Genomic DNA, 26,263 nt, shown 5'->3' with positions numbered 1-26,263 from the left:
ATATCTAACCCTATTTCTAATATTTTCTGACCACATGTCCTTCGTAGACAGCTTCTACTGATACTTCTTCTTCGTTAGCTAATGTAGCGATTTTAGAAAGTAAGTTTTCTTCGACAACAGATGCTATATATAAAACCTCTTGACCGTTTAGTTCTTCAACTTTTTCCTGCGAAGAAAATTTAAAATCATCAATTGCGATTCTAATTACTTTTTTAAGGCAATCACGGTTATTCGGATCAAAATCTTTCATGCTTTCGATTGTATCCTGAACAAATTTGTGTAATGTCACCATTTACTCCCCTTTCAATTTTATTATGCAATTCGAGAGACTATTTAATTATTATGACTCAGAAAAGCAAACCAAATGAATGGTTTGCTTTTACGATTACTTTAAATACGCATGGTAAAATCTTGTCATCGCCACTGCAAAGTCTGCACGTGTAATTGTATCATTTGCCTTAAATGTTGCAAGTATCGTAGGGCTCAAATCATATTTTTCCTGTGATACTGAAAAATAGGCATTTAAAATATTTAGATCCAAAGATAGTTGTACGTATCCTCTTAAGTCAGGTGAAATCAGGTCTTGGTCCTCGAGTAGGATGCGCTCATTTCCATGTTGAACCGTAATTTCCCCCTCATGTGCTAAGGCTAAGTCTTGTAAGCCTAAACTTTGAATGAGTGAATACGCGAGTTCTTCACGTGAGACCTTTCCCTTCGGACTGAATTTACCATTTGGAGCAACCATCACACCATTTGTGATTTGCTTACTATCTCGAAGTGCTGAACCGTTTGCGAGCACTGCTTTAACAAATGGTAGATCCTCTCCCTTTACATCAGAAAAAGATGTTCCTTTCAGAGACTGACGGATCCCAGCTCCCATGACAAGATATTTGGCTAGATCTTTCCTTTGAAGGTTAGCATCTGGTTGAAAGCTACCATTCGCAAATCCATCAAACAGTCGTTCATTGATCCCTAGTTTTATCGCTGATTCGGCTGGATGGCCGGCAATATCACTTAGACCAGTAAAACCAGTAACCGTTGAAAAAGCAAGTGTTCCTTGGACTTCTTCAGGCAATCCAATTCCAATTGGATTTACTTCATCGCCACGTAGCCCACGAATCTCAGCTTTCCATGTCCCAGGTTGTGGACTACTGACAGAAACTGTCCGAGTAAACTCTAACGGAAATAATAGACTTACTCCTGAGCTATACTCTGTCCCATCCGGTGCGATTAGAACAAGGTTAAGTGGATTTCCTGTTTCTTCTAGGATTCCTCTTGCATCTATTTGAGCAACAATTCCTGACATACCAGATTGAACCTCAAACTCAGTGTGATTAGAAGTCAGTGTTGCTGGATTAAATGAAACGGAAAAGTCTGTTCTCGCTACAGAAACATTCACATTACTATGAAACGTCTGGGAACTATTTAGCGTTTTCCCGTACTCACCTGTGTAAAAAAAAATCTCCTCTAATGCTGCATAAGCATTTACATAACCTGCCCCAACTTCCCATGCTTCACGACCTGGCATATTTGTTGCTGTTCGTTGCAAAATATCTTTTACTTCATCAGGCGATAAAAGTGGATTGGCTTCAAGCATTAAAGCCACAATCCCAGCAACATGTGGAGTTGCCATTGATGTGCCACTCATTGAAGCGTAGAAAGGTAGGTAAGCTGGTTCAATTAATTCAACATCCTTATCCGCAGATAAGGCCGATAATGGAGCAATGACTCTAGTTGAAATGATGTCTACACCAGGAGCTGTAATTGTCGGTTCGTCTTTCCACGTCCATTCTTTCCCATCCATTGTAAATGTGCCACCTTTCCCTTTCGTTCCACGAGAAGAGAAGTTAGCAAGCGTTCCATCCTTCACTCCAGCACCTACCGAAATAACCCAAGGAGCCTTCGCATATGGATTATGAGTATTTTCTGAAGGACCCTCGTTTCCTGCTGCAAATAAGACAACTATTCCACGGTCATAAGCTTTCTTACTAGCTACATTGATAGGGTGATCAGGGGTGAATTCTCCTGAGGAACCCCATGAATTTGTTATTACGCGAATGTCATACTTCGTTTGGTTGGTAATCGCATAGTCAAAGCCACCAATGCCATCTAAAATAAATAGTGCTCCCCCAGAACCATAACCAATCAGTTTTGCTCCTGGTGCTACACCTTCATATTTCCCTCCAGATTTTGCCCCGGTACCACCTACTGTTCCAGCTACGTGTGTCCCATGACCTGAGTTGGTATCAGTATTTATGACATTTTCTAAATACGTAACTGGAAGTAGACCGCTAAGAGCGTTCAAGTTTGTTGTTCCTAGAACATTTTGAACAAGATTTTCACCAAACTTGTGGTCATCATGCGTTCCATCGACACCACTATCATTGACAACAACGCCTACGCCTTTCCCCGAAACTGGAAAACCACCATTTTCTTTACGCATTTGGTCGTCGGTTCTTACTTTCGTTACCCCGGTGATGTCTGTTGACTCAGCATTGTAGTATTGTAGTTCTGTATTTAAATAAAGCGAGCGTACTTCTTCACTTTTTGCTAATTGCTGGATTTGTGTTTTGGTTGCCAGTACTCCAGCAATCGGAACATTGTTCATCAATGAAGCAGTTTGTATTCCCAGTTTATCTAATAGACTAATCTGTTGTTTACTCGGTGCACTATCTCCGTGAAAAGTTACAATGACTTCCGCTAATCCAAAATCTGTACTCAATAGTTTTTCTAGCTCTGGATCGACGGTTGTTTTCAGACTTCCTAATGTTCCTTTTAGTAGACCACCAATCGCATTCGTCTGCGGTGCTGCTACGCTAAAAAAAGGTGTAATCACTAACAGTGCGATCAGTAGTTGCAAAAATCTGCGCTTCATACCTTCATCCCCTTTAACATGAATTAGATTCCTTATCCCAATTATCTAAAAATCAGGGGTTTCTGACTATTACGCAAAGGTAGTAATCTATTTTGTAACCGTACTATTTTCCGTCGTACAAAAGGATTAGGGGGTGTAGGCTATTAAGGTAACCTGACCCTAACCTCTTGCTTTGGATCAGGGACGTGCCCCTCTTTTACGTGGTCGTTTAGAATACTAAACTACTTATGACACACCTTGGAGGCGTAATGTGGTAATAACGCCAAAAGGCATTAAAATGCAGAATTTATGTTCCAAAGAACGCTGTTGGAACGCCAAAAGGCTTTTAAATACAGAATTCATGTTCCAAAGAACACGGTTGAAACGCCAAAAGGCATTAAAATGCAGGGTTTATGTTCCAAAAAACGCGGTTGGAACACCAAAAGGCATTAGAATGCAGAATTTATGTTCCAAATAGCTCGGTTGGAACTCCAAAAGGTATTAAAATGCAGAATTTATGTTCCAAAGAACGCGTTTGGAACGCCAATAGGCTTTTAAATGCAATTATCCTTGTAACAAGACGTATAGTATAGCTCCTATTTTTATTATTCGTTTTTTGCAATCAACAGATGAAAAAACATATAATTTCAACAATAAAAAAGTCGAGTGCAAAAACATTCGTTTTCACACTCGATTATCCTATTTTATTTATTTCAAGTATGTCGCATAATATCTTGTGATTGCTACAGCAAAATCGCCACGAGTGATTGTCTCTTCTGGCTTAAAGACTGCTTGAACTGTTGGAAGAAGATCAAACCTTCCTTGGCTTATCGTAAATGTAGCATTAAGAATGTTTTGGTCAAGCGCAAGTTGAACATAACCTCTCAGCTCTTCTGGTATTTGTCCACTATCTTCAATCTTTATACGCTTATCACCATACAGAACCGTAACATCGCCACTATGACTTTGAGCTTGTTGTTGTAATCCTAAACTCTGCACCAAAGAATAAGCTAGTTCTGCTCGTGTCACGGAACCACTTGGATTGAAGCTTCCGCTAGCTGCTAAACGCATGACACCGTCATTCAATTGAAATACATCCTGTAAGGCTGCTCCTTTAGCAATAACTGCACCAATATATGGGTCATCCGTATTTTTACCCAAACTTTGACGCACACCTGCGCCCATAACCAAGTATTGAGCTAACTCAGCTCTCGTTAATTTACGGTCAGGACGAAACTTTCCATTATGATACCCATCCAATAGTCGGTGAGTAACCCCAACTTTGATGGATGCTTCTGCTGGATGATTCTCAATATCGTCCAACCCAGTAAAATGTCCTGCCTTACTAAAGGATAATTCACCATGGATTGTTTCTGGAAGACTAATCCCGTTTAGACCATCTACTCTTACTGTCCACTTGCCAGGCTGAGGAGCAGGGATTTGCACGGTTCTACTAGTTGTAAGTGTGAATAAAACTGGTATGCCCGATCGATATTCATTTCCATCTGGATCGACCAAGGTCAGACTTACAGTGTTTCCTGTTTCACCAAATAGACCTTTGGCATTAATGCGTGCCACCAACTCGGTAAGACCGCTTCCGACATTAAAAGAATAGCTACCACCTAATATTGGTGTATACTCCAACGAAAACGCTTCTCGTGTCGTGTTCATACTCACATTCGAATTGAATGTTTGATTTACATTCACAGTTTGCCCATACTTTTTTCCTGTAAGTGCTTGATCTACTGCTGCATAGGCGTTTAAATAACCCGCCCCAACTTCCCAGGCGGCATACCCTGGCATATTTGTCGCCGTATCTTCAATGATTTGCTTCACTTCTAATGGCGATAAGGTAGGATTGGCTTCAAGTAGTAAGGCTACAACTCCAGCAACATGCGGAGCTGCCATTGAGGTACCACTCATCGTCGTGTAGTAAGGTAGATGTGCAGGCTCAATAAGCTCCAAATCCTTTGTCGCACCTAAAACAGTTGTCGGAGAAATAACACGAGTGGAGACTATATCTTCTCCTGGAGCAGTAATTGTTGGACGGTCTTCCCATGTCCATAGTTCACCATCAACAGTAACTGTCCCACCCTTACCGATTTGTCCTCGCGATGAAAAGTTCGTTAACTTCCCTTGTTTCGTACCAGCTGCTACCGTGATCACCCACGGAGCTTTTTTGTAATTTCCAGTAATGGTCGCTTCTCCCGGCCCTGAGTTACCAGCTGAAAAAACCGTTACAATTCCACGATCATACAGTTTTTTTGTAGCGACATTTACAGGATGATATGGATCAAAGTCAGTTCCTGCATCATTGGTTGCTCCCCATGAATTCGTGATAACCCGAATGTCATACTTAAACTGATTGGTCAGGGCGTAATCAAAACCACCAATCGTATCTAAAATAGCAACTCCAGCACCAGAGCCATATCCAATCAAGCCAGCACCAGGTGCCACTCCTTCATATTTTCCACCTGATTTAGCTCCGGTAGCACCAACAATTCCCGCAACATGAGTCCCATGCCCAGAACTAGTATCCGTATTCGGTACCCCTTCTACATAGGTAATCGGCAAAATCCCAACTAAAGAATTAAGATTTGTAGCCGCTAAAACATTTTGAACTAGATGATCACCAAACTTGTGATCTTCATGCGTACCATCAACGCCACTGTCATTAACAACAACTGTGACGCCCTTACCAGAGACAGGTTGGCCTCCATTTAATTTCCTCAATGTATCATCCGTTCGAAGTTTATCAACACCAGTGATTGCAGTTGCTTCTCTATTTTCGAATTTCACTTTACTATTTAAGTACAAAGACCGAACATCTTTTTCTTTGCTAAGTAGGTCAATTTGTTTTGCGGTCGCAAGAACCCCTGCGATTGGGAAGTTTTGAAACGTGACGCCCGTTTCAATCCCCAGTTTTTTTAGTAAATCAATATTTTCAATGGTTGGTCCACTATCTCCGTCAAAAGTAACAAGGATTTCTACAGGTGTCGTAACTTTTTCTAATACCTTTAACAATTCAAGATCGATGACAGTCTCCTCTAATTGAATCGTAGCAGTAACAGTCTGTGGCAAACTAGGACCTAGTAAAAGTAGTATGACTATAAAAATGGATAAACACTTTTTCACCAAACTTCTCCTCCTTACTATTTTCTTAGTTCCATTATCCCTTTTTATAAAATAGATAACTATTACTCAGAAGATATAAAAAAAAAGGCAGAAGTACTGTTCTGTACTACTACCTTTGTATTATGCAATTATGGCGTTGGTACGATTTGATGTTGGATCGCATGGATGACCGCTTGCGATCTACTTTTTACATTAATCTTTTTAAAAATTTTACTAACATGAATTTTTACAGTCTTGTCACTAATAAAAAGCTGTTCGGCAATTTCCTTATTGCTCAAGCCACGAACTAAGCAAGTAAGCACTTCTTTCTCTCGCTCAGTTAGTTCCGTTTCTCTTGTTGCAGTCGTTTGCTGTTGGTGGAAGGTTAATAGCTTCTTAGTCATAGAGGGATGAATAACCCCCTCACCGCGCATCACTGTTCTAACAGCTTCCACTACCTGTTCAGAAGGAGCATCTTTCAGAAGGTATCCATCTGCTCCTTCTCTAATCGCAGACATAAAATACTCTTCATGGCTATGCATCGTTAAAATTAACACTTTGATGTCTTTGTATTTCTCTTTAATTTGCCTTGTGATTTCAACGCCATTTTGATCTGGTAAATTGATATCCATTAAAATAACATCTGGCATTAGCTTCGGGACTTCTTCTAGGGCAACTTCACCTGATTCTGCCTCACCGATCACAGAAATATCATCTTCCATTTCAAAAATACTTTTTAAGCCATCTCGTAACACTGTATGGTCATCAATTAACATCACTTTAATCAAGTAAAATCCCTCCTTCTTCTCTAGGGCTTTGGAACCTTTAAAATAATCATTGTTCCTTCTCCAGGAGTACTTTCAATTTGAAGAAATGCTTCAATTTTTTTCGCTTCCTCATTCATACTCATAATCCCAAAATGAGCATCATTGCGAGCTTTGATCATTGCATCCATTAATGAAAAACCTTTTCCATTGTCTTTAATCTTCAATAGAACATGTTCGGTTTGATAATTTAACTGAACTTCAATTTTTGTAGCATCGGCATGCTTGATCACATTTTGTAAACTTTCTTGCAGAGTCTCAAACATGACTTTTTCAACCTGATTAGCTAGAACAATTGGTTCTCCGTTGACATGGAAAGAGATTGCTAGGCCATGCTCGTCTTCTAAAGTAGTTATCCTCTTTTTTATCGCTTGCTGCAGGCTTACATGCTCAGTTGGGAGGGGGCGGAGGGCATAGATAACATCTCTTACTTCTTTAAGACTTTGGCGTAATTTCCCAAGACTATCGTCAATAAAATCTACCGATCGCTCCGGTGCAAGATGCCATTTACGTTTTACAGTTTCAAGCTTCATGATTCCACCTGCTAAAGTTTGAGCGATGCCATCATGTATTTCTCTAGCAATTCGATTACGTTCTTCTAGAACGATGCGTTTTTCTTGTTCTGAGATTAACAGTCTCGTCTTAACTACTACAGCTAACTGATTGGCGAGTGCGTAAACTAACTGAACATCTTCCTCATTAAAGCTATGCGTTCTACTGCGGGCAACAACTAACATTCCGACTAGCTCATTTTCAAAGTACAAAGGAGCATATACGGAAGTCTTTAATCCTTCTTCAAAATATTCGTTGACTGGACCAAACTCTTTGCGGTGATCTGGAAAAACTGTTGGCCTGTTGATTGTTTCGAAATCTTGCTGAGCTAAATCTTCACTCCTACTGACACGACCTTCTACGAGAACCAACTCCCATTTCTCATCCTCTTTTATCCAGAGCAAAGTTGCTTCAACGCCTAGAAGTTCCTTAGTACCATGTTGCAAAGAACTAACCCAGTCTTTTGATGGTAACTGTTTATTTAACTGCTTCGTAATGGAAAAAAGCGTCTTTAAACGATTTTTTTCCTTTCTTAATCTTGAATTACTCGCTCCTAATAACGATAAACCAATAAGCGGTGAAAAGAAGAAAAAGAAAGAAAAACCATCAATAATACCTCGATTTTGTCCGCCAAGGAAAAAAAGTAAGATCACATAGGATATAGAAAAGACAAAACTAATTAGTTCTGTTAACGTCTTTTTTCTCCATAAAGCAAAAGGATAAGGTTGCGGGCGGATCAACAGAACTATATCCACTAATAAATTATTAATTATATAAAATAAGGAAACAACAAACATAATTTCTAAGATAAATGCAAAATCAGTGATTGAACGAGATACCGGAAATGCTTCAAAAATTAGCACCATCAATCCTTTAGCGGCTAGATAGCTTAAAATAAGTTGTGCCGGATTAAAACAAACCACTCGAAGCGGGCGCTTATGAAGAATGTTAACCACTAGAACAATCAACGCATAGACAACAATTAATACTGGAAGTCCATAAACAAGGTCAATCGTAAAGATAATTGGGAAGCTTAAGGTCGTAAATCCTTTCCATACAGGGAATGGATAATATTCTGTTACCGCCAAAAAGCTCACAAGTAAAATAAAAATAATGTAATAATGACTTAGTTCAATGTAAAACATACTGATTACAACAGCCAAAAAACCGAGAATTGAGATTGCTGCCATATAGATATTGGCGTAGCGCTCCTTTTTTTGTAGATAAGCTTGATTGATAAAACATCCCCCCTACCTAGTTTAGCTCTATTATATAAATATTTAGAATAATAAGAAACTAATAAGTTTCAAAAAGAATGACTACCCTAAAACAACTGGAAAGCTTCTATAACTTTCCCAAGAACTATTTCGCACAAAAAAAACCGGCACTGGTCTAATGAAAGCACTGACCAATTGCCGGAAAACGATTTTATCGTTTCTTATATTAAACTTTATTTTTCTTTATATGACAATTCCTCATATGATATATCCTGCTAGTACTTTAGTAGTAGCTACTTATTGTTCCCTTTGAGGGACTCTTTTTTTTGAAGGCCACCAATTCCAACCTTTCAATAGTGTCACGATAGCAGGGACAAGAACACCACGAACAATAAAGGCATCCATTAAAATCCCTAAACTAACGATAAAACCAAACATAAATAGTTCCAAAATTGGTTGCGTCATTAGGACCCCAAAGGTGGCTGCTAAGATTAAACCAGCCGATGAAATTACCCCACCAGTTAAAGCCACCCCACGTTGAACAGCTTCTCTGATATTAAAATGACGTGTTTCCTCACGTATTCTCGAAATTAACATGATGTTGTAGTCAACTCCAAGTGCAACAAGGAAGACGAATGCATATAGCGGAATTCGATAACTCATGCCCTCAAATCCGAAGAAGTTCTCAAAAACAAACCAACTTAACCCTAACGCTGAAAAATACGAAAGTAAAATCGTCGCCATCATATAAATTGGCGCCACTAACGAGCGCGAATGGAAGATTAGCATCACAAAGATAATTAGTGTGACAGTAATAACAACAACCAGCGTGTCTCGATTGTTTAGTTGGCGCACATCTGCTTGCTTTGCTGACTGTCCAGCAAAGTATAGCTGGTAATTTTCTAGACCACTTGCGCTAAGGAGTTCCTCACGTACCTCATTCAATTGATCCATCGTATCTAATCCTTCGAGTGTGTAGGGATTGTCAGAGAGGATTAAATTAAATTTTAGCGCTTGATGATCTTCTGAGTACAATGAAGTTCCGTGAACTTCTCCGGTTTGCAACGCTTCACGCTCTGGTAACGAAGTAGTTGCGACTCCATCAAGACTTATGAGTTTCTCATTCAATGTCTCAATTGCGTCAAATTCCTCGTCTGTTAAAAGAAAGCCTTCTTGTTTCTCTAGTAGAACTGTCACAGGTGCAAGCTCACCTGCTGGAAAACTCTGTTCTAATTGTTCAAATCCAATCCGTGACTTCATATCCTCTGGAAATGAATTAATAAGATTAAAAGAATATTGGATCGTAGTAACATTCAAAGCATTGATAATTAGGATTACTAATACAACCCCTGCAGCAAGCTTTGGTTTTTTAGTAACAAAAGTACCGACAGCTCCCCAGAAACGATTTTTTGCTAATGTTTCCTCTCCAACCTTTGGTATTACAGGCCAGAACGAGCGACGTCCAAAAATTGTGAACAACGCTGGAATTAACGTTAACCCAGCTAGTAAAACTATCGCAATCGTAATCGCAAAAACATAGGCGAAGTTCTGATAAGGACCGTAGTCTGCTAAAAGTAAGACTAGCATAGCCGCAAATACAGTTGCACCACTAAAGAAAATTGGTTCTCCAACTTCTTCCATCGCTTCCTTCATGGCAAGGTGTTTACTTTCTTGCTTTCTTAATTCTTCACGGTACCTAGAAAAAACGAATAAACAATAATCTGTGGTAGCCCCGAATAGCAAAATCATCACAATCGATAACGACTGTGTTTCAATTGAGAACACCTCATTTGCGGCAAACAAGCCGAGGACCCGGTCAACTACTTGGTACACAAACACAACAGCGACTAATGGAATAATTGCTAATAAAGGCGAACGGTAAATCAAAATTAATAAGACAAGAACTAACCCAATTGTCGAAAATAGCAGCACTAAATCCGCATTAGAAAAAATGGCAATCGTATCTGAGGCAATCCCGGCTGGTCCGGTAATTTTCAATGCCCCAACTGCCATCTCCTGATCACTAACTTCCTGAATAGAAGTTACCGTGTCATTAATCTCAGACATTTCTAATCCAGAATATAACATCACAGGTAGGACAACCGTAGTTTTATCCTCTGATTGAAAGGCTGACTTCGCATGACCAGGAAAAATATGATATGGGATCGTTGATTGAATCGTTTCCAGCCCATTAACGTCACTGGCCAACCATTCACTCACCTTATCAATCTCGCCATAGCTCCCTTCATCCCAACCATATTCGTTATGAAAAACAAGTAAGGCCAGGAGCCCATTGTCTTCCGTAAAATATGAATTGACCTTTTCACTCGCGATGACTGATTTGGCATTTTGCGGCAAATCATCGTCACCAGTATTGACCGTATAATCATTTGCCGAAGGAGCTGCACTCAGTGCGCCCGCGACTATGACCCATAATAATAAAACAACCCACATCCATTTTCTGTTTGAAGAAAACTCAGCTAACTTTTTCATCCTTCTCTCTTCCTTCTTTCCTAGTGTACTTTCAAACTAATGACCTTTCCTATAGTAGCAATAAATTATTAACAAAAAATGAACAACGGGAGTAAAGCATTTTTTTCAGTTCCTTAAATTTAAAAATTCCATTAGCTCTGATTAGCGCCCGAGAATTACAGTTCTAAAACCCCAATTCACTTCTCAGAACGTCACTTTCCCGAGTTTCCCCATTCACCCAATCAAATGACCTTATAGCTCAGGTGTAAATGTCAATATATCGATGTACATTTTTAACAGTTTAAGAATGTACATAATCACCCATGTCTATTTTTAAGTGGTACTCTGTATGAAGGATAACAAATGCTACGTGGCGTTAATTGAATGAGGTTGAGTTCAGAAAAAATCAGGTTGAAAACTAGATATGCATTCCGAACCTATGTCAACCGCGCTCTATGGAAAGGATCAGGCTGAAAACTTGAAAAGCATTCCGAATCTACATTCTTCCTCACTTAGAAAGAGGAAGTCTAAATGTAAACATCGTTCCTCGGTTCACTTCACTTCGAACTTCAATCCCTGAATGATGTAAATCGAGGATTGATTTTACAATTGATAAGCCGATACCGGTTCCTACCTTCTTAGAACGAGCTCGGTCTGTTTTGTAAAAACGCTCCCAAATTTTTTCAATATCCTCAGTCTTAATGCCTCTACCAAAATCTTCAACCTCTATGACAGCCTGGTCGCCTTGCTTTTCGATTAGAAGTTTAATTACACTTTTAGGTGGCGAATGTTGAATAGCGTTTTGGATTAGATTTATCAACACTTGTTCAATTCGATCGGCATCAGCAACAACAAGCAAGTCGTCGTCCTCGCTAAGTAATTCGATATCAAGTTGATACTTTACTAATTGCGGTTCCATTTTCACCATGACCAACCGCATTTGTTCTGTTAGATTATACGAATCAGGTTTTAGTTGAATTTGTCCTGCCTCTAGTTGTGTCATATCTAAGAGGTCATTCACAAGCTTGATAAGACGTTCGGTTTCACTTTTCATGACTTTGTAATAATAATTCGTTTGATCCTTTGGAATGGTACCATCTAGAAAAGCGACCAATAGCCCTTTAATTGAAGTCAGCGGCGAACGAAGGTCATGAGAGACATTTGCCATAAAGTCTTTTCTCATTTGCTCTAGGCTAGCCAATTCATTCGCCATGTAATTAAACGTCTCACCTAGGTGACCAATTTCATCTTTTGAGCGAACCTTCACTTTCTCTGTAAAATTTCCTTTGGCTAACTTTAAGGCGACATGGTTCATTTCTCTAAGAGGTGCGGTCATTTTTTTAGATGTAAGCCATAAAATAATGGCCGCAACCGCAATCGTAATAGAGAAGGTAATGAAAATCATAAAGATCAATTGTTTATATTCATGATTGACTTCATTAAATTTCATGACCATCACATACTCTCTCGCAGACTCTGCATCTATTTTTAATGGAGTCGCTATGACATAAATCAGGCCCTCTTCAATTCTCATTCCTTTAGAGAACTTCTCCCCGCTTACCGCTTGTACAATAATAGAGCGATCAACTTCCACCACATTTGGGTTATTCGGATAATAAAGAAGCTGGCCATTGGAGTCATAGAGAAAGATGTTTCGACCTAACTGGTTAAAACTTAGTTCAAACGAAGACCTGACGATCTCATTGTCCCACCCTACTTCATCTAGTAGTAGAATATGGTCCTTTATCAGTTCCTCGTAGTGCTCAGAGATTTCTTCATAATTCTCGTAGAGATTTAGATGAAATAGATATAGAAAGATCGAGCAAAAAAACACAAAAGCCACTAACACGATGACCATGTTTGTTACAAATAGCTTCGTAAAAATCCCTTTTCTATTCATCAAAATTCACCTCAAATTTATAGCCAATGCCCCACACCGTCTTGATCGACCATTCTTTTAAAGGATCACCTAGCTTTTCACGGAGCCTTTTCACATGGACATCGACCGTTCTTGGGTCCCCATCAAATTCATAGCCCCATAATTGGTCTAGTAATTGCTGGCGTGTAAAAATTTGATTTTGATTTTTCGCAAAAAAATAAAGTAATTCTTGTTCTTTTGGTGCTAAAATCAGTTCAACCTCACCCTTACTTACTTTGAACTGCTTCATATCGATTGACAACGAAGGAAGTTGAATAACCTCAACCCCTCCCTCATCAAAGTTCGTTCTTCGTAAAACCGCTTTGATACGTGCAATTAATTCGTTAGGATCAAATGGCTTGACGATATAATCATCAGCGCCTAAATTTAAGCCTTTGATTTTATCATAGCTCTCACCTTTTCCTGTCAACATGATGATAGGAATGGATAGATTGTCTCTTCTAATTTCTTTGCACACTTCCCACCCGCTCATTTCAGGGAGCATGATATCAAGGACTATAAAATTAGGACTTTCATCAAAATATACTTGCAAGCCTTCTTCACCATTCTGCGCTTCAACTGCGGTATACCCTTGTTTTTCAATATATAACCGAATGATATCACGAATATACGGGTCGTCTTCGATAATTAATACCTTTAACGTTTTCTTCATCATGTTTGCTCCTTTACCTTAGGTCAAAGAAATCCTACCAAACTAATATGAACAAATTATGAATGAACAACAAAAAAAGGACTCTAGAATTAGAGTCCTTTCAAAATTATGCTTTGTTAACGTTAGTAGCTTGAAGTCCACGTTGACCTTGTTCTGTGTCAAATGTAACTTTTTGGCCTTCGTCTAAAGATTTAAATCCTTCGCCTTGGATAGCTGAGAAATGTACGAATACGTCTTCTCCACCTGCTGTTTCGATAAATCCAAATCCTTTTTCTGCGTTAAACCATTTTACTGTACCTTGTTGCATGTGTGTTTCCTCCTGGGTGGATATTCTATCCACATTTGTTACTATCAATGCTCAATTAGATATCAAAGGCGAAAAGTTTAAATACTTTTGCTTTTCCTACAGACCGAACAAAAATAATTCTTCCTAAGCATAACAGAAGATGTGAGGGAAAGCAAACAGTATTTATTTTATTAATTTAATCACTTGCCTAGTATTCAATTTTTTCAAGATACAACCCACTGGGATCTGCCATAAAATTTAACTGATTTCGCTCTTTTGAAGCTAAGATGGTCGCAACTGTTTCTGGCTCTATTTTCCCCTGACCTGCTTCAATCAAGACGCCGACCATTTTTCGAACCATATTATATAAAAATCCGTTACCGCAGATTCTGATCTCAATAAAACCACCGACTTGTTCAAGATCAACGGCATAGATTTCGCGAACCATCGTTTTTTTCTTCGACTTTGCATTTGAAAAAGCTGTGAAGTCGTGCTCCCCTAAAAAGTATTGACCAGCTTTTTTCATCCGATTAACGTCGAGTTTTTTCTCAATATGCATACTGTGCTTTCGCATAAATGGGTTGAGATAATCCTCGTTCCAAATTTTGTACATATATGTTTTATCTTTAGCATTGTAACGAGCATGAAAACGTTCAGGAACTAGGCTAACATCAGCAACACTAATATCTTGCGGTAGGTATTTGTTTAAGTAACTCTTTACCTCCTCGGGCGTTAACTTCACACTACTCTTAAAATTTGCAACTTGAGCAAGCGCATGGACACCTGCATCTGTCCGCGAGCAGCCGATGATTTCCGTCTCTTTCCCAACCATTTCAGTGATGACCGCTTCAATTTTCCCTTGAATCGTATTTTCGTTACCACCAAGACGTTGCCAGCCTTTATAGCGGCCCCCGTCGTATTGAATCAGCAACTTATAATTGTTCATCGTCTTCTCCTTTGTTGACTTGTACCATCTTTTCTAAATAGTAAGACACAAGCTCTGGGTATTCCTTAAGATCTTGTTTTCCCTTTTCACTAATCACATAGACCCCTCGCTTGACTCGATCAAACCAGCGGTAAAAATTTTTCGTTAAAATAGAAGGCGTTTTTGCACCTGTTCCGAGCTCTGTTAGTGCCTTAGGGGATAACGGCCCCTGCAGCTCAAGGTAGCAAGCAATCTGGATACAGTTTTCTTTATAGGCTGTCATTATCTTTGTACGTGTACTACCACCGACGTTGTAATCAGCACTTCGACCATTGATTTCGGTCAGTAGCGCTTGTCTTTTTCGCTTATTTACCCGAATCCTTTGACTTTGCTCTGGCTGAAACATAACTTCTGCACTCTTACGTTTCCCTGAGAAGGAAACAAGTATCAGACCTAACTCTAGTCTTTTTAATAAATTACAAAGATCGGCCCAACGTTTGGATCGTAATTTATACTTTGGTTTTGGGATGGCAATATAGACTTGATCTGTTAAGCGCTGTCGGTTCGTTGCTTGGATCAACAGCTCAATCGTTAAAGAAAGTTTCAATTCAATAACAATTACCTCGTCATCCTTAACCGCAACAATATCGCAATCATTGACCTCTCCATATACCTGAAAGCCTAATTTCTGAAAATAGCTTTGTATTGGCCTATATAAATCTACTTCGAGTCGTTTTTCCTTCACTCTACACACATCCATTACTATGCTTATTTAGATCATTAATATTTCACGGATGTCCTCATCAGTGAGTCCTGTTGCCTTGTTCCCTTCAGGGGCAATGATTTCTTCAATGAGATGCCTCTTTTTGTCTTGCAGTTCATTGATTTTTTCTTCAATGGTTCCTCTGGCTACAAGTTTAATCACTTGAACCACATTGGTTTGTCCGATCCGGTGAGCCCGATCTGCTGCTTGAGCCTCAACGGCTGGATTCCACCATAAATCATAGAGAATGACTGTATCAGCGCCTGTCAAATTGAGTCCTGTACCGCCAGCCTTTAAAGAAATTAAGAACAGGTCTCGCTCACCACTATTGAAACGATTACAGATTTCTATTCGTTCTTCTGAGGGAGTTTGTCCATCAAGGTAGAAGAAGGGTAGTCCCTCGAGTGCTAGTCTCCTCCCAATGAGCTCAAGCATTTTCGTAAATTGCGAGAATATCAACACTCTTCTACCAGAATGTTTTGCTTCTTCTAAAATTTGAAAGAGTTGTTCAAATTTTGCAGAGGTTCCTTGGTAACCATCAACAAACAAACCTGGGTGACAACAAATTTGTCGTAACCGAGTTAACCCGGCAAGAATTTTAATCCGATTTTTTCTTAAGGTGTCTTTATCAAGATGCTTCAAGGTGTCGTGTTTTAGCTTTGCTAAATACGCAGCATAAAGTTTTTTTTGATCAGGGAGGAGATCGACACGCTCAAGTGATTCAATTTTTTCCGGAAGCTCAGACAAGACCTCATCTTTCATTCTACGTAGCAAGAATAGTTGAGTCCTCCTGGCGATTGCTTCACTTGTCAGGTAGCTATATTCCTTTAAGCCTAAGAAAAGTTCCGGAAAGACAACATGAAAAATTGACCAGAGCTCTTCTCTTGAATTCTCTACAGGTGTACCTGTGAGAGCAAAACGATGATCTGCTTGAATTTTCTTTACGGATCGTGCTGTTTGCGTGAATGGATTTTTAAATGCTTGAGCCTCATCAAAAAACACCGTGTGAAACATTTGTTTTTCAAACTCACTGATATCTTTTCGTAAAATTGGATAAGAAGTAATAACCACATCGACATCAGGTAGATGCTTTAACTTTTTCAGCCGCTCTTTTTTCTGACCATCAACAATCACAGCTTGTAGCTCAGGTGAAAATTTATTCAATTCACTTAGCCAGTTATAGGTCAGTGATGATGGACAGACAATTAGGGTAGGATGCTTCTTTTTGCGGATTTCAGCAAGTTCAGAAACGATGAATGTGATGCTTTGAAGTGTTTTTCCCAGACCCATATCATCAGCAAGAATGCCGCCAAACCCAAAGCTTGCGAGTGTTTTCATCCAAGTAAACCCTTGCTTTTGATAATCGCGTAAAATTGGCTCTAAACTCTTTGGTAAAGGGAATTGGAGGCTTCCCGGGTTGCGGAGTCTATCAATGAATTCACGGAAGGATTCCTCAAATGTAAATGTCTGCTTTCCTTCACCAACATCGATAAGCTGAAGTCCACGAACAATCGGGACATTTAACCCCTTTTCAAGTTCTTCCAAACGGTTTGGGACAGCCTGCAAAAATTGTCCTATCTCTGCAAACCCCTTTGTTTCCAAAGAGAGCAAACCACCATTTGGCAGACGGTAATACTTACGTTTTTCCTCTAGTGCTTCTAATATCTCGCGGATCTGTGTTTCAGGTATCCCGTCCATTTCAAATTTAAACTCAAGCCAATTTGTTCGTTCTTTCTTGACCTTTACCCGTATCTGTGGCGGCGTATTCCCTCTAAAAATCCTGATTTTCACGGCTGATGTCGCATAGATTTGAACAAGCTTTTCGAGGTGTGGAACAGCATGGTACAAAAATTGATATTCTAGTTCTTCATTATGCATAAAGAAACCGCCATCTGTTCTGGCAAAGCCACTTTCCTCTAAGAGTTCTAAAATTATCTCTTCTTTTTCTAAATCTCGGAATAGGTGAGGCGCTAGTCGCTGGTTACCGGTTTCCAGTGGATAAATGACGTTATTTTCATAATGGAATTCCACTCCTGCTAGCAAGCGATTGCTGACACGATCTAAGAAGAGTTTGGCTTTTAAAGGCGTTTTAATTAGCATGAGCTCGGCAATTGCTGCTTCAATGCTAACCTCACCAAGCTTGCGTAATCCCGGAACTACTTTTTCTAAGAAAAATGGTAGTTGCTCTTGTGAAATCGGAATTTGATTGGTACCAGAAACTGCTAACATTTGTTTTAACTCTGCAAGCCGTTTGCAGTCGTCACTCTTTAGCTTAACAAGGTTCCCACCAGCAATGACAAGGTGATATGGCAAAAGCACAGTTAAATGCTTTAAACCATGGATTTTCAACTGATACTCTTTGCTTGTGCCCTCAGAAAAGGTAAACTGTAGAGCTAGCGGTTCATTTGAATAACGAACACCATTATATAACTGAGAGTCCACCTCTAGTGTAACGAAAGAAGTACGCTCAAGAAAAGGAAAAAGTCTATCCCACGAAGAAGGGGGGATCAGTAGGGTTTCTTCTTTTTGATTTTCAGCAGCTTTTACCGGTAAATTATCAAGATAAACTTTTTCATCCCCAATTACCTGGATGAGCTGCCAAAGAACAGCATCCGCTTCTTTTTGAAAGCAATGCTGACTTGGGTCATATTGAAAAAAGTGAGATACCGAGTACCGGCTCCCTCTTTCAACTTTTTTTAGAAATTCACGAATATTTGCTATGACCGTTTGGTTAACCCGAATTTTCACTCCAAACAACGTTTGCCCCTTCGCAAGGGAAACTGGTTCAATCAAAAACTCGGCTGCAAGCAGTTTCCTTTTTTCAAAGTGAAGCTGCTCGCTGGACTTAAGTGGCTGGTCACTGAAAAGTGTGAGTAAACCATCCGTTAAAGTGCTAGGCGTATCAAGGAGGATCGTACCATTTTGCTGTGCATCGTATAATGCGAGTAAAACTGCAGCGACATGCTGACAATCACGAGTATAAGAAGCTAACTTAGGACAGCTACAATTTGTCTGCAGTTCCCTATTGCCTGTTGTTTCAATTGTTACATGAAACTCCTCGTTTCCCTTCACAATCGCTTCGCAACGGTTCGAACTGACTGTTTCAATGCTCACCTTTTTTGCGCGATGAAAAGAGTCCCCTTTCTTGAAGGAGACGAGACCGCACATGTCTTTGATTAGTTTATGAGTTAGTTTGATATTCATTGACCATTCTCCTTCTGCGCAAGATGTGGACTCTTCTGAATTTGCTAGTTGCTCTGTTTATTATGGAGTAAGGTGATAATTCCGTAGGCGATAAGACCGAACAGAGCCCCAAACAGGAAAATCGCGATCACTCCAACAATACCTAAATTAGAATATACACTTCCATTGGTAAATTGGCTATATACAACACCAAGGGCAAATGCGATTGATGAGATAATTTTACTTCTTTTTCTTTCTGCCTTTGGTATGTTTTTCACTCCTCCAACCCCAGAGGATACCACCATAATTACTAAAATGGAGCCCACGACCAATAATAGGATATGAATGTCCCACCAATATCCTTTATCAAGTTCTAAGAAGAATGCTTTTACGATGTTAGAGATGACTAAAGCAATAAGTAAAAGATAAAATCCCCTACTAGCTAGGGTTTTATTAATTAATACTACTCTTTCATCACTAGATTCTTTAAGAAAAAACTCTTTCATACTCATGTTTCATCCTCCTAAACTTGTATTTAGTTCTCCCAAAACAAATCATCTAAAGTTTTCCCTAACGCTTTACATATTGAAATGCAAAGCTTTAAGGTTGGGTTGTACTTTCCCGCTTCAATCATGCCTATCGTCTGCCTCGTTACCCCGACAAGATCTGCAAGCTGTTCTTGTGATAAATCCTTTTCAACTCTAGCAAGCTTCAGCTTTATGTTTTTCCCCACTTCTCCACCTACTTTCAATCTTACTCTTCTTCGTCTGGTATTATATTCCTATTGTAAATAATAACCGACGAAAAGTAAAGTATATTTTACATTTAGAAAGTTATTATTTACAAGGGGGGGTAAACGTTTTTTCTAAAAGACCTTAAATAAATGCGCTTTTCTTAAATTTTTTATGTATAAGCACCAAAGTCTTTTTTTGAAATATACCTAGTGTAACGCAACATTTTTACCTTGGTGCAACATATTAAAATACGCTTTCGAGGAGGAATAAGGATGTTAGAAGTGTTTATTGGCCTCGATCCAGTTGTTCAAGCACTTATTGGGACGTTATTTACATGGGGAATGACTGCACTAGGGGCAGCCTTGGTTTTTACAAGTAAAGGAGTCAATCAGAAATTTTTAGATAGTATGTTAGGGTTTGCCGGTGGCGTAATGATTGCCGCAAGCTACTGGTCACTTCTTGCACCAGCAATTGAAATGGCAGAAGGACACTCTGTCCCCTCGTGGGTTCCAGCAGCTGTCGGCTTTTTGTTAGGTGGAATATTTTTATCAATGATCGATAAAGTACTTCCGCACCTTCATCCTAATCTACCGATTGAGAGTGCCGAGGGAATTAAACCAAAAGAGCGGAAAAGAAGTACATTACTCTTTCTAGCTGTCACGTTGCATAACATTCCAGAAGGGTTAGCAATCGGTGTTGCCTTTGGTGCCGTAGCAGCAGGCTATCCTTCTGCCTCGATCATGGGGGCAATTGCCTTAGCAATTGGAATCGGGATCCAAAACTTCCCTGAAGGAGTTGCGGTATCTATGCCACTCAGACGTGATGGAATGTCTCGCCGAAAAAGTTTCTTTTACGGGCAGTTTTCTGGTTCTGTTGAACCAATTGCAGCAGTCATCGGTGCCTTAGCAGTTTTCTATATTGAACCACTATTGCCCTATGCTCTGAGCTTTGCAGCAGGCGCAATGATCTTTGTAGTAGCCGAAGAAGTAATACCTGGATCGCATGAAAATGGCAATTCAGATTTAGCATCGATGAGTTTAATGATTGGATTTGCAGTTATGATGATCCTTGATGTTGCATTAGGATAATAGGCTTAGCACCTGGAGGAAACTAAACCTTGAATGTAGCTACGAACGCAATAAAAAACTGGAATGAGCAGTTGCTTGCCCATCCAGTTTTTTGCATTGTAACGATAGACCTGTACCTAAAATCCCTCTACCTCTGGAACTAAGTACCACAAAAGGTTCGGTATGGACGAGTTGTTTCTACAGGCATGACATAATTAGATTGCTCAGGGGAGTATGTGTACGGGCATGAAAGAACTTTCAGTAACCGCTCCATCACACTGTAGTCACCTCTTTTTTCTGCTGCCTCTATCGCCTCTTCAACACGGTGATTACGAGGAATTACACCTGGATTGGATTTTTTCATCAACTCATGTGAACTAGCTTTCGCTTCTGGTTGCCTATCTAATCTGGCCTGCCAGAGCTCATCCCACTGGGTAAACTCAGTACTTCCAAATAGGTTCGAATCTTCTCGTTCTTCTAATGTTAACGAGCGAAACGTATTGGTATAGTCCGCACGATACTTCTTCATCATACTGAGAAGACCCTCAATCAAGGTTTCATCCTCTTGCTCCTCGTTAAAGATCCCTAATTTAGCTCTCATTCCCGTAAGCCAATGATGACGATATAAATCGCTAAACTCTGCCATCGCTTCCTTAGCTATTTCAAGGGCTTTTTCTTCATTTTCATCCAATAATGGCAATAAGGTTTCAGCAAATCTTGCTAAATTCCAACTACCAATATACGGCTGATTGCCATAAGCGTAACGACCTTGTGTGTCAATCGAACTAAAAACCGTTGCCGGATCATAGACATCCATGAAGGCGCAGGGACCATAATCAATCGTTTCGCCACTTATGGCCATGTTATCAGTGTTCATCACACCGTGAATAAAACCAACAAGCTGCCATTTGGAAATCAGGATAGCCTGACGCTTAATGACTTCTCTTAGTAGTGATAGGTAGCGATTGGGCGTTCCGACAACCTCTGGATAATGTCTTTCCAATGTATAATCAGCCAGAACCCTTACATCATCTACAGTTCCCCAGCTTGAGGCGTATTGAAATGTTCCAACGCGCAAATGACTAGCAGCCACCCTTGTTAGAATTGCCCCAGGCTGTTCAGTTTCTCGATATACAGACTCACCAGTTGTTACCACAGCTAAGCTACGTGTCGTAGGAATATCTAGCGCATGCATAGCTTCGCTGATGATGTATTCTCGTAACATCGGACCAAGTGCCGCTCGACCGTCACCCCGGCGGGAGTAAGGTGTTCTGCCTGAGCCCTTGAGCTGGATATCCATCCGTTCACCTTGAGGAGTCATTTGTTCACCAAGTAAAATGGCCCTGCCGTCTCCTAACATGGTAAAATGTCCGAATTGATGAGCTGCGTAAGCCTGGGCAAGAGGCAAAGCTCCATCAGGAATTTTGTTACCTGCAAACACTTCAACACCACTCGTTTGCAGTTCTTCATCATTTAAACCTAGGGATTTAGCCAATGTACGGTTAAGGATAATCAACTTCGGTGAGCGTACAGGTGTTGGGTTGAGACTAGAAAAAAATTCCTTAGGTAGACGAGCATAACTATTATCTAAGTTCCATCCAGTTTTATTTGTCATTGTATCTCCTTATAATCCCTATATTTTTGAAAGCATCGTTGAAGCTGTTATTGCCAAAGAACCTGAAATACGAAAAAAATCTTTTAAAAATAGAGGCTATTTTCGCAAAGTTTGTTGCTTTCGTAAAAATCCCAAAAGCCGGACTTTTACACAAAACACTAAGAATTCACAACTAATTTAGTAAGTATTGCTCTTTTCTTACTTAATTTATTGGGTAATATCTTCATCTAAGGTATTTTTCCGATTTTTTAGGGCAAAAAATCAATAATGTTTACGAAAAGAGCCTTAAAATAAAATCCTATGATTTCATCATTAATGTTTGTTCTGGGAAAAGCGTATGTAATAACACAAGGTGTAGCCTCTTTTAGTGTCTAACTTTTTCCAATGAATTATTCGGTACGCTTCAAGGAAACGTCTTTTACAGTTGTTCCTATGCAGAAGCACTAGGGTGACCTAATACAGTTGCTTACCCAAGAAATTCTCATGAAATAACCAACATGAAAAAAATAAGGTTCGGTCAAGGTAGGTATCACCTCAACCGATGCCAGTTTCGGTTGATTAGGGTAATGAGCGATTGGGAAGTTATCTGATAGAGTAACAATAATACAGAAAGTGTGAAAAACGCAAAAATTTTAAACCTTTAAGGATGGCGGGAATGAAGAGGGATGAAACAAACTTAAATTGTGAACTACTCATTTATCGGGTTTCTTGTGTGTTACCATACCATCTTCATGTATATATAACGAAATTTCTGGACGAAAATCTAGAAAGCCTTCTTGCATTAAGAGATAGTAATTCACACGAAAATATGGATCATATTTTATTAAGGGTGGGGTTTTGAACTCCTTGACAAAAGCGTCGACCGCTCTTTGAACCTTATCTATTATTCTAGGAATTTCTTTTTCTTCTTCTTCAAAAATATCAAATGTTTCTTTTGACATATAATACGTTTTTGATGGAATACCACCTAAAATAGGTGCAAGTTGTTCATAATCAAGACTATTATCATCTTTTATTAGAATTGTCGTAAAAACTCCTTTTGCGAGACGATCAGAAAACGTCATAACCGCCTTTCGCACTTCATGAATGGAAACATCAACTGAAGGATATTGCTTTTTAGCTTTTCTTTTTCTAAACATAAACATGAAACAATCCCTCCCTTCATGTTTTTAACGACTACATATCAGGTTTGAGAAATTTCTGGATCATTTTATAACCAGAAAAACCTGCGAAACCAATCCCAATAAATAAGCCGATGAGTGTAAATAATGGATAGATGCCATAAATCACATCTAGTTTAGATCCTAATTTAAATCCAGCCAAGCAAGCAAGGGCAAACATAATGCCAAGACTCAAGTGTAATGATGAAACTTTGAGGACATATTCCAAGTCGTCTTTTTGTTTTCTGATAAACTTATTTACTTCACATATCATTTGGAATGTCACCGCATTTTCGCTATAGAACTCCTGGAAGTAATGATCAATAGACTTATCTGTATCTTTTAAGAATATGGCTGTTTTTTCATGATTTCCTCTCCAATAATGAACATAGATCCATCTATCCTCGTTGATAATTTCCATCTTTTCTAACATATCTTCATGTTGTTTAACAATCGTCTTTTTCATGTGATTTAAGCCCCCTGCCTAAATCGTTTCTGTTGTTCCTCATAGGCTTTTGTACGGATTTTATAAGCTTCATCCCTAGCATTTCTTAAGATTAATTCGCTCTCTTCTTTGCAGTTTAATCGCATCTTCACTATTTCTTGTCTTGTTTCTAGTAACAATCGCTCCTGCTCTGTTAATTTTTGTCTGGCTTCTTCCTTATACTGTTCTGTCATTTTCAGTTGGTTTGCGATATGATCTTTTCTCCTTTCTAGAGCACCGACGACTTTTTTTAGACATAGCTTGTGTAATATCCAAAAAAGAGCAGTAAAAACAACCGCTTGATAGATCATTGTCCCTAACGAAACTGGCATTCCAAATATCGTAATATCGCCCATAACAAATCTCCTCCTCATTTAATGATGGACTCGTAATGAAACATAAACCATTGTTAGCGTAACAAAGATATAGGCTTGAATTGCACCAACAAATAAACCAAAACCCATCCAAAGTAACAGTGGAGCTGCTGCGAGTAAGCCAATAAAAAAGCCTTTTTTATCGAACCTACCAACATTAATAACATGATTTCCTTTGCGTAAATATTTCCAAAAAGCCGCAGGCCTAACGTTACAGTATTGCTAAACTGCTCCATTAGATTTGTTAAGAAAAGAGCTTTGAATGGTTTGATGTAGCCCATGAGATAGTGTTTTAGACCGAAAGTTCGAAGATCATTAAAGTGAGAGTAAACAACCATCATAATAGCTAAAGTGATCGTTACGTGGGCATCTGCTGTTGGGGACTTCCACCACAAAACATGTTCTTCCCCTACAATTACTGTAAAAGGAAGACCTAAAATATTTGCAGTAAAAACATATAATAAGAGAACAATTCCACAAGAGAGAGTAAATAAATTTTTTGTTGAACCAATTGTGTTTCTCATGATGTTTTGAACAAATTCAACAATCCATTCCATTAGGTTTTGTCTGGTTTCAGGAACCTCTGAGGTAATATTTCTAGTGATGAAATAAACAAAGAAAAAAACTAGAAGAGAAGCTACTGTAGTAGTGAGGATAATAGAGAGATCAAAAGTTAATGAAAACCATTGAACTAGAGGCCTTGAGTGATCCATAATTCTTCCACCCCTTCCTTTGTTAAAATAGGAAAAATGGAGCGAATAATTCTTCAATTAGACATTATTTGTTGTTGCAACCTTTCCTTACTATATGTATATGATTCTTTCTGCATTAAGTTCTGTGAACTATTTCACTAATTAAAAAGCAGGCTCATTCAATAGCCTAATTAAACAGCGTTATAGACAAATTGATACGGTTACTTCGTTTGAACCCGACTATTTTTCGTACTATAATAAAGAAAACCATGTAAAAGAGGATGTGTATCGTAGCAAAACATAAGGTCTATACAATGAGTGTTGCAAATGTCTATCCCCATTATGTTACGAAGGCGAAGAAAAAAGGACGTACGAAAACAGAAGTCGATGAAATCATGGGAAAAGCACTAGAGAAGATTTTGCGAAATTAATAATTTAAAATGAAGAAACACTGATTCCATTTGTAAAAGTCTGTTCAATAGTTGAATAAGCGTCAGCCTTGTTCTGCAGTCGACTCCGTTTGTATTATTGAAAAAACGTATCAGTAAAATTTCTACTACTAGTTCATAATACATATTTATATAGGTTATTCGACCTATATCTAATCATCTTTATTTACTTTATAGTTAATACGTTAGCCCTAGGTCTATACAGGAGGGTTAATGTTTCAAATAGGTGATATTGTATATTTTGAAGATAAGGAATACAAAATTCTATGGATATACAGCAATGGGGGCTGTGAATTAGTCGAAAGTAGCTTTGCCAGTGCTCATAAAACAATTCTTGTTCATATTGATAGCTTAGATAAGGGCGTAAATAACTAATAGCCTTTAATTTATCATTTGTTAGTAATTCTTAAATAAAAAGAAATGTTTAATTAATCCTAGGGCTAACATCCTTGTATGTCCCTCAACATTTCTTTTTATTTTTTTTTGTACATTTTTCATCTTAAGCGATACAAAAAACAAATCTTCTTTCACTAACCTGCTTCGTTCCCTCAATAACTTCACTTCCTCTATTTTAATGTAAAAATGGAATTTCCCGTTAATAAATATCAATATAATTCATAATTCGATTTCTTATGATCAACTTTAAAGAATTGGATATCGTTTTGGAGAGGTATTTGACTCAAGAAATGGCTTCATTTTGCCTCCTTCCATAATCTATTTCTACTTGAGTGAATCCAAGCTATATCAATCTAAATGTAGGAGCGAAGATAATGAATTATGAAATTCATTAAAAACACAATGCCATTTTCCTAACCAATTTTAATGACATTTGTTCCTAATACGTTGAAATTTCAAAAAAAGGCGTTAAAACTGTTTTCAGTTTCAACGCCAATCTATCTGTTATCTT

At 38.8% G+C, this 26,263-nt stretch carries 20 protein-coding genes and 2 pseudogenes; 3 read left to right on the top strand and 19 right to left on the bottom strand.

Annotated features, from left to right (window positions below; genetic code table 11):
* Nucleotides 1-16: 16 nt before the first annotated feature.
* The 14 genes from H1D32_RS03450 to H1D32_RS03385 form a co-directional block, all read right to left on the bottom strand.
* A complete protein-coding gene (locus H1D32_RS03450; RefSeq protein ID WP_261176756.1) occupies nt 17-292 on the bottom strand; it encodes a DUF6407 family protein in 276 nt (91 codons plus the stop codon).
* A gap of 93 nt (nt 293-385) precedes the next feature.
* Nucleotides 386-2,875, bottom strand: coding sequence for a S8 family serine peptidase (locus tag H1D32_RS03445; protein WP_261176755.1), 2,490 nt, complete (start codon nt 2,873-2,875; stop codon nt 386-388).
* Between the two features lie 687 nt (nt 2,876-3,562).
* Nucleotides 3,563-5,989, bottom strand: coding sequence for a S8 family serine peptidase (locus tag H1D32_RS03440; RefSeq protein ID WP_261176754.1), 2,427 nt, complete (start codon nt 5,987-5,989; stop codon nt 3,563-3,565).
* A 128-nt stretch (nt 5,990-6,117) separates the two neighbouring features.
* Nucleotides 6,118-6,756, bottom strand: a complete 639-nt coding sequence (locus H1D32_RS03435; RefSeq protein ID WP_261176753.1) for a response regulator — start codon at nt 6,754-6,756, stop codon at nt 6,118-6,120.
* A gap of 20 nt (nt 6,757-6,776) precedes the next feature.
* The gene (locus H1D32_RS03430) at nt 6,777-8,489 is read right to left on the bottom strand and encodes a GAF domain-containing sensor histidine kinase (RefSeq protein ID WP_261176752.1); all 1,713 of its coding nucleotides are present in this window, start codon (nt 8,487-8,489) and stop codon (nt 6,777-6,779) included.
* 369 nt (nt 8,490-8,858) lie between these two features.
* Nucleotides 8,859-11,054, bottom strand: coding sequence for an MMPL family transporter (locus tag H1D32_RS03425; RefSeq protein ID WP_261176750.1), 2,196 nt, complete (start codon nt 11,052-11,054; stop codon nt 8,859-8,861).
* Nucleotides 11,055-11,541: 487 nt separating this feature from the next.
* Nucleotides 11,542-12,933: a HAMP domain-containing sensor histidine kinase gene (locus H1D32_RS03420; protein WP_261176749.1), complete on the bottom strand. Its 1,392-nt coding sequence runs from the start codon at nt 12,931-12,933 to the stop codon at nt 11,542-11,544.
* Complete coding sequence (locus H1D32_RS03415) at nt 12,926-13,627, bottom strand: response regulator transcription factor (protein WP_314733329.1); 702 nt, start codon at nt 13,625-13,627, stop codon at nt 12,926-12,928. The genes H1D32_RS03420 and H1D32_RS03415 overlap by 8 nt, the downstream gene beginning before the upstream one ends.
* A 103-nt stretch (nt 13,628-13,730) precedes the next feature.
* Nucleotides 13,731-13,931, bottom strand: coding sequence for a cold-shock protein (locus tag H1D32_RS03410; RefSeq protein WP_146950016.1), 201 nt, complete (start codon nt 13,929-13,931; stop codon nt 13,731-13,733).
* A gap of 187 nt (nt 13,932-14,118) precedes the next feature.
* Nucleotides 14,119-14,856 carry a tRNA pseudouridine(38-40) synthase TruA gene (gene truA, locus H1D32_RS03405; RefSeq protein WP_261176748.1) on the bottom strand — a complete coding sequence of 246 codons (738 nt, stop codon included), beginning with the start codon at nt 14,854-14,856 and terminating at the stop codon, nt 14,119-14,121.
* Nucleotides 14,843-15,580, bottom strand: coding sequence for a DUF2161 domain-containing phosphodiesterase (locus H1D32_RS03400; RefSeq protein ID WP_314733328.1), 738 nt, complete (start codon nt 15,578-15,580; stop codon nt 14,843-14,845). Before H1D32_RS03400 ends, truA begins: the two co-directional genes overlap by 14 nt.
* 27 nt (nt 15,581-15,607) lie before the next feature.
* On the bottom strand, nt 15,608-18,802 hold the full coding sequence (locus tag H1D32_RS03395) for a DEAD/DEAH box helicase (protein ID WP_261176746.1): 3,195 nt from the start codon (nt 18,800-18,802) through the stop codon (nt 15,608-15,610).
* Between the two features lie 44 nt (nt 18,803-18,846).
* On the bottom strand, nt 18,847-19,293 hold the full coding sequence (locus H1D32_RS03390; RefSeq protein ID WP_261176745.1) for a DUF6773 family protein: 447 nt from the start codon (nt 19,291-19,293) through the stop codon (nt 18,847-18,849).
* A gap of 23 nt (nt 19,294-19,316) precedes the next feature.
* Entirely contained in the window at nt 19,317-19,514 is a 198-nt protein-coding gene (locus H1D32_RS03385) for a helix-turn-helix transcriptional regulator (RefSeq protein WP_261176744.1), read from the bottom strand.
* A gap of 273 nt (nt 19,515-19,787) precedes the next feature.
* Here H1D32_RS03385 and H1D32_RS03380 point away from each other — a divergent pair, with 273 nt between their 5' ends.
* Entirely contained in the window at nt 19,788-20,603 is an 816-nt protein-coding gene (locus tag H1D32_RS03380; RefSeq protein WP_261176743.1) for a ZIP family metal transporter, read from the top strand.
* 139 nt (nt 20,604-20,742) lie between these two features.
* Here the strand turns inward: H1D32_RS03380 and H1D32_RS03375 are convergent, their stop codons facing one another.
* From H1D32_RS03375 to atpB, 5 genes and pseudogenes are all read right to left on the bottom strand, one after another.
* Nucleotides 20,743-22,197, bottom strand: a complete 1,455-nt coding sequence (locus H1D32_RS03375) for a protein adenylyltransferase SelO (protein ID WP_261176742.1) — start codon at nt 22,195-22,197, stop codon at nt 20,743-20,745.
* A gap of 692 nt (nt 22,198-22,889) precedes the next feature.
* Nucleotides 22,890-23,342 (bottom strand): DUF3939 domain-containing protein, encoded by a 453-nt coding sequence (locus tag H1D32_RS03370; RefSeq protein WP_261176741.1) that lies wholly within the window; start codon nt 23,340-23,342, stop codon nt 22,890-22,892.
* Between the two features lie 31 nt (nt 23,343-23,373).
* On the bottom strand, nt 23,374-23,823 hold the full coding sequence (locus H1D32_RS03365) for an AtpZ/AtpI family protein (RefSeq protein ID WP_261176740.1): 450 nt from the start codon (nt 23,821-23,823) through the stop codon (nt 23,374-23,376).
* A 5-nt stretch (nt 23,824-23,828) separates the two neighbouring features.
* Nucleotides 23,829-24,197, bottom strand: a complete 369-nt coding sequence (locus H1D32_RS03360; RefSeq protein ID WP_261176739.1) for a F0F1 ATP synthase subunit B — start codon at nt 24,195-24,197, stop codon at nt 23,829-23,831.
* Nucleotides 24,198-24,215: 18 nt separating this feature from the next.
* Nucleotides 24,216-24,928, bottom strand: a pseudogene (atpB, locus tag H1D32_RS03355) (F0F1 ATP synthase subunit A).
* Nucleotides 24,929-25,188: 260 nt separating this feature from the next.
* Here atpB and H1D32_RS03350 point away from each other — a divergent pair.
* Nucleotides 25,189-25,305: pseudogene (locus H1D32_RS03350) on the top strand (DUF2200 family protein); the annotation flags it as partial.
* Nucleotides 25,306-25,569: 264 nt separating this feature from the next.
* On the top strand, nt 25,570-25,731 hold the full coding sequence (locus H1D32_RS03345; protein ID WP_261176738.1) for a hypothetical protein: 162 nt from the start codon (nt 25,570-25,572) through the stop codon (nt 25,729-25,731).
* The last annotated feature ends 532 nt before the right edge of the window (nt 25,732-26,263 follow it).

It is taken from the genome of Anaerobacillus sp. CMMVII (assembly GCF_025377685.1).
GTDB lineage: Bacteria > Bacillota > Bacilli > Bacillales > Anaerobacillaceae > Anaerobacillus.
This window is presented reverse-complemented; position numbering and strand designations above follow the sequence as displayed.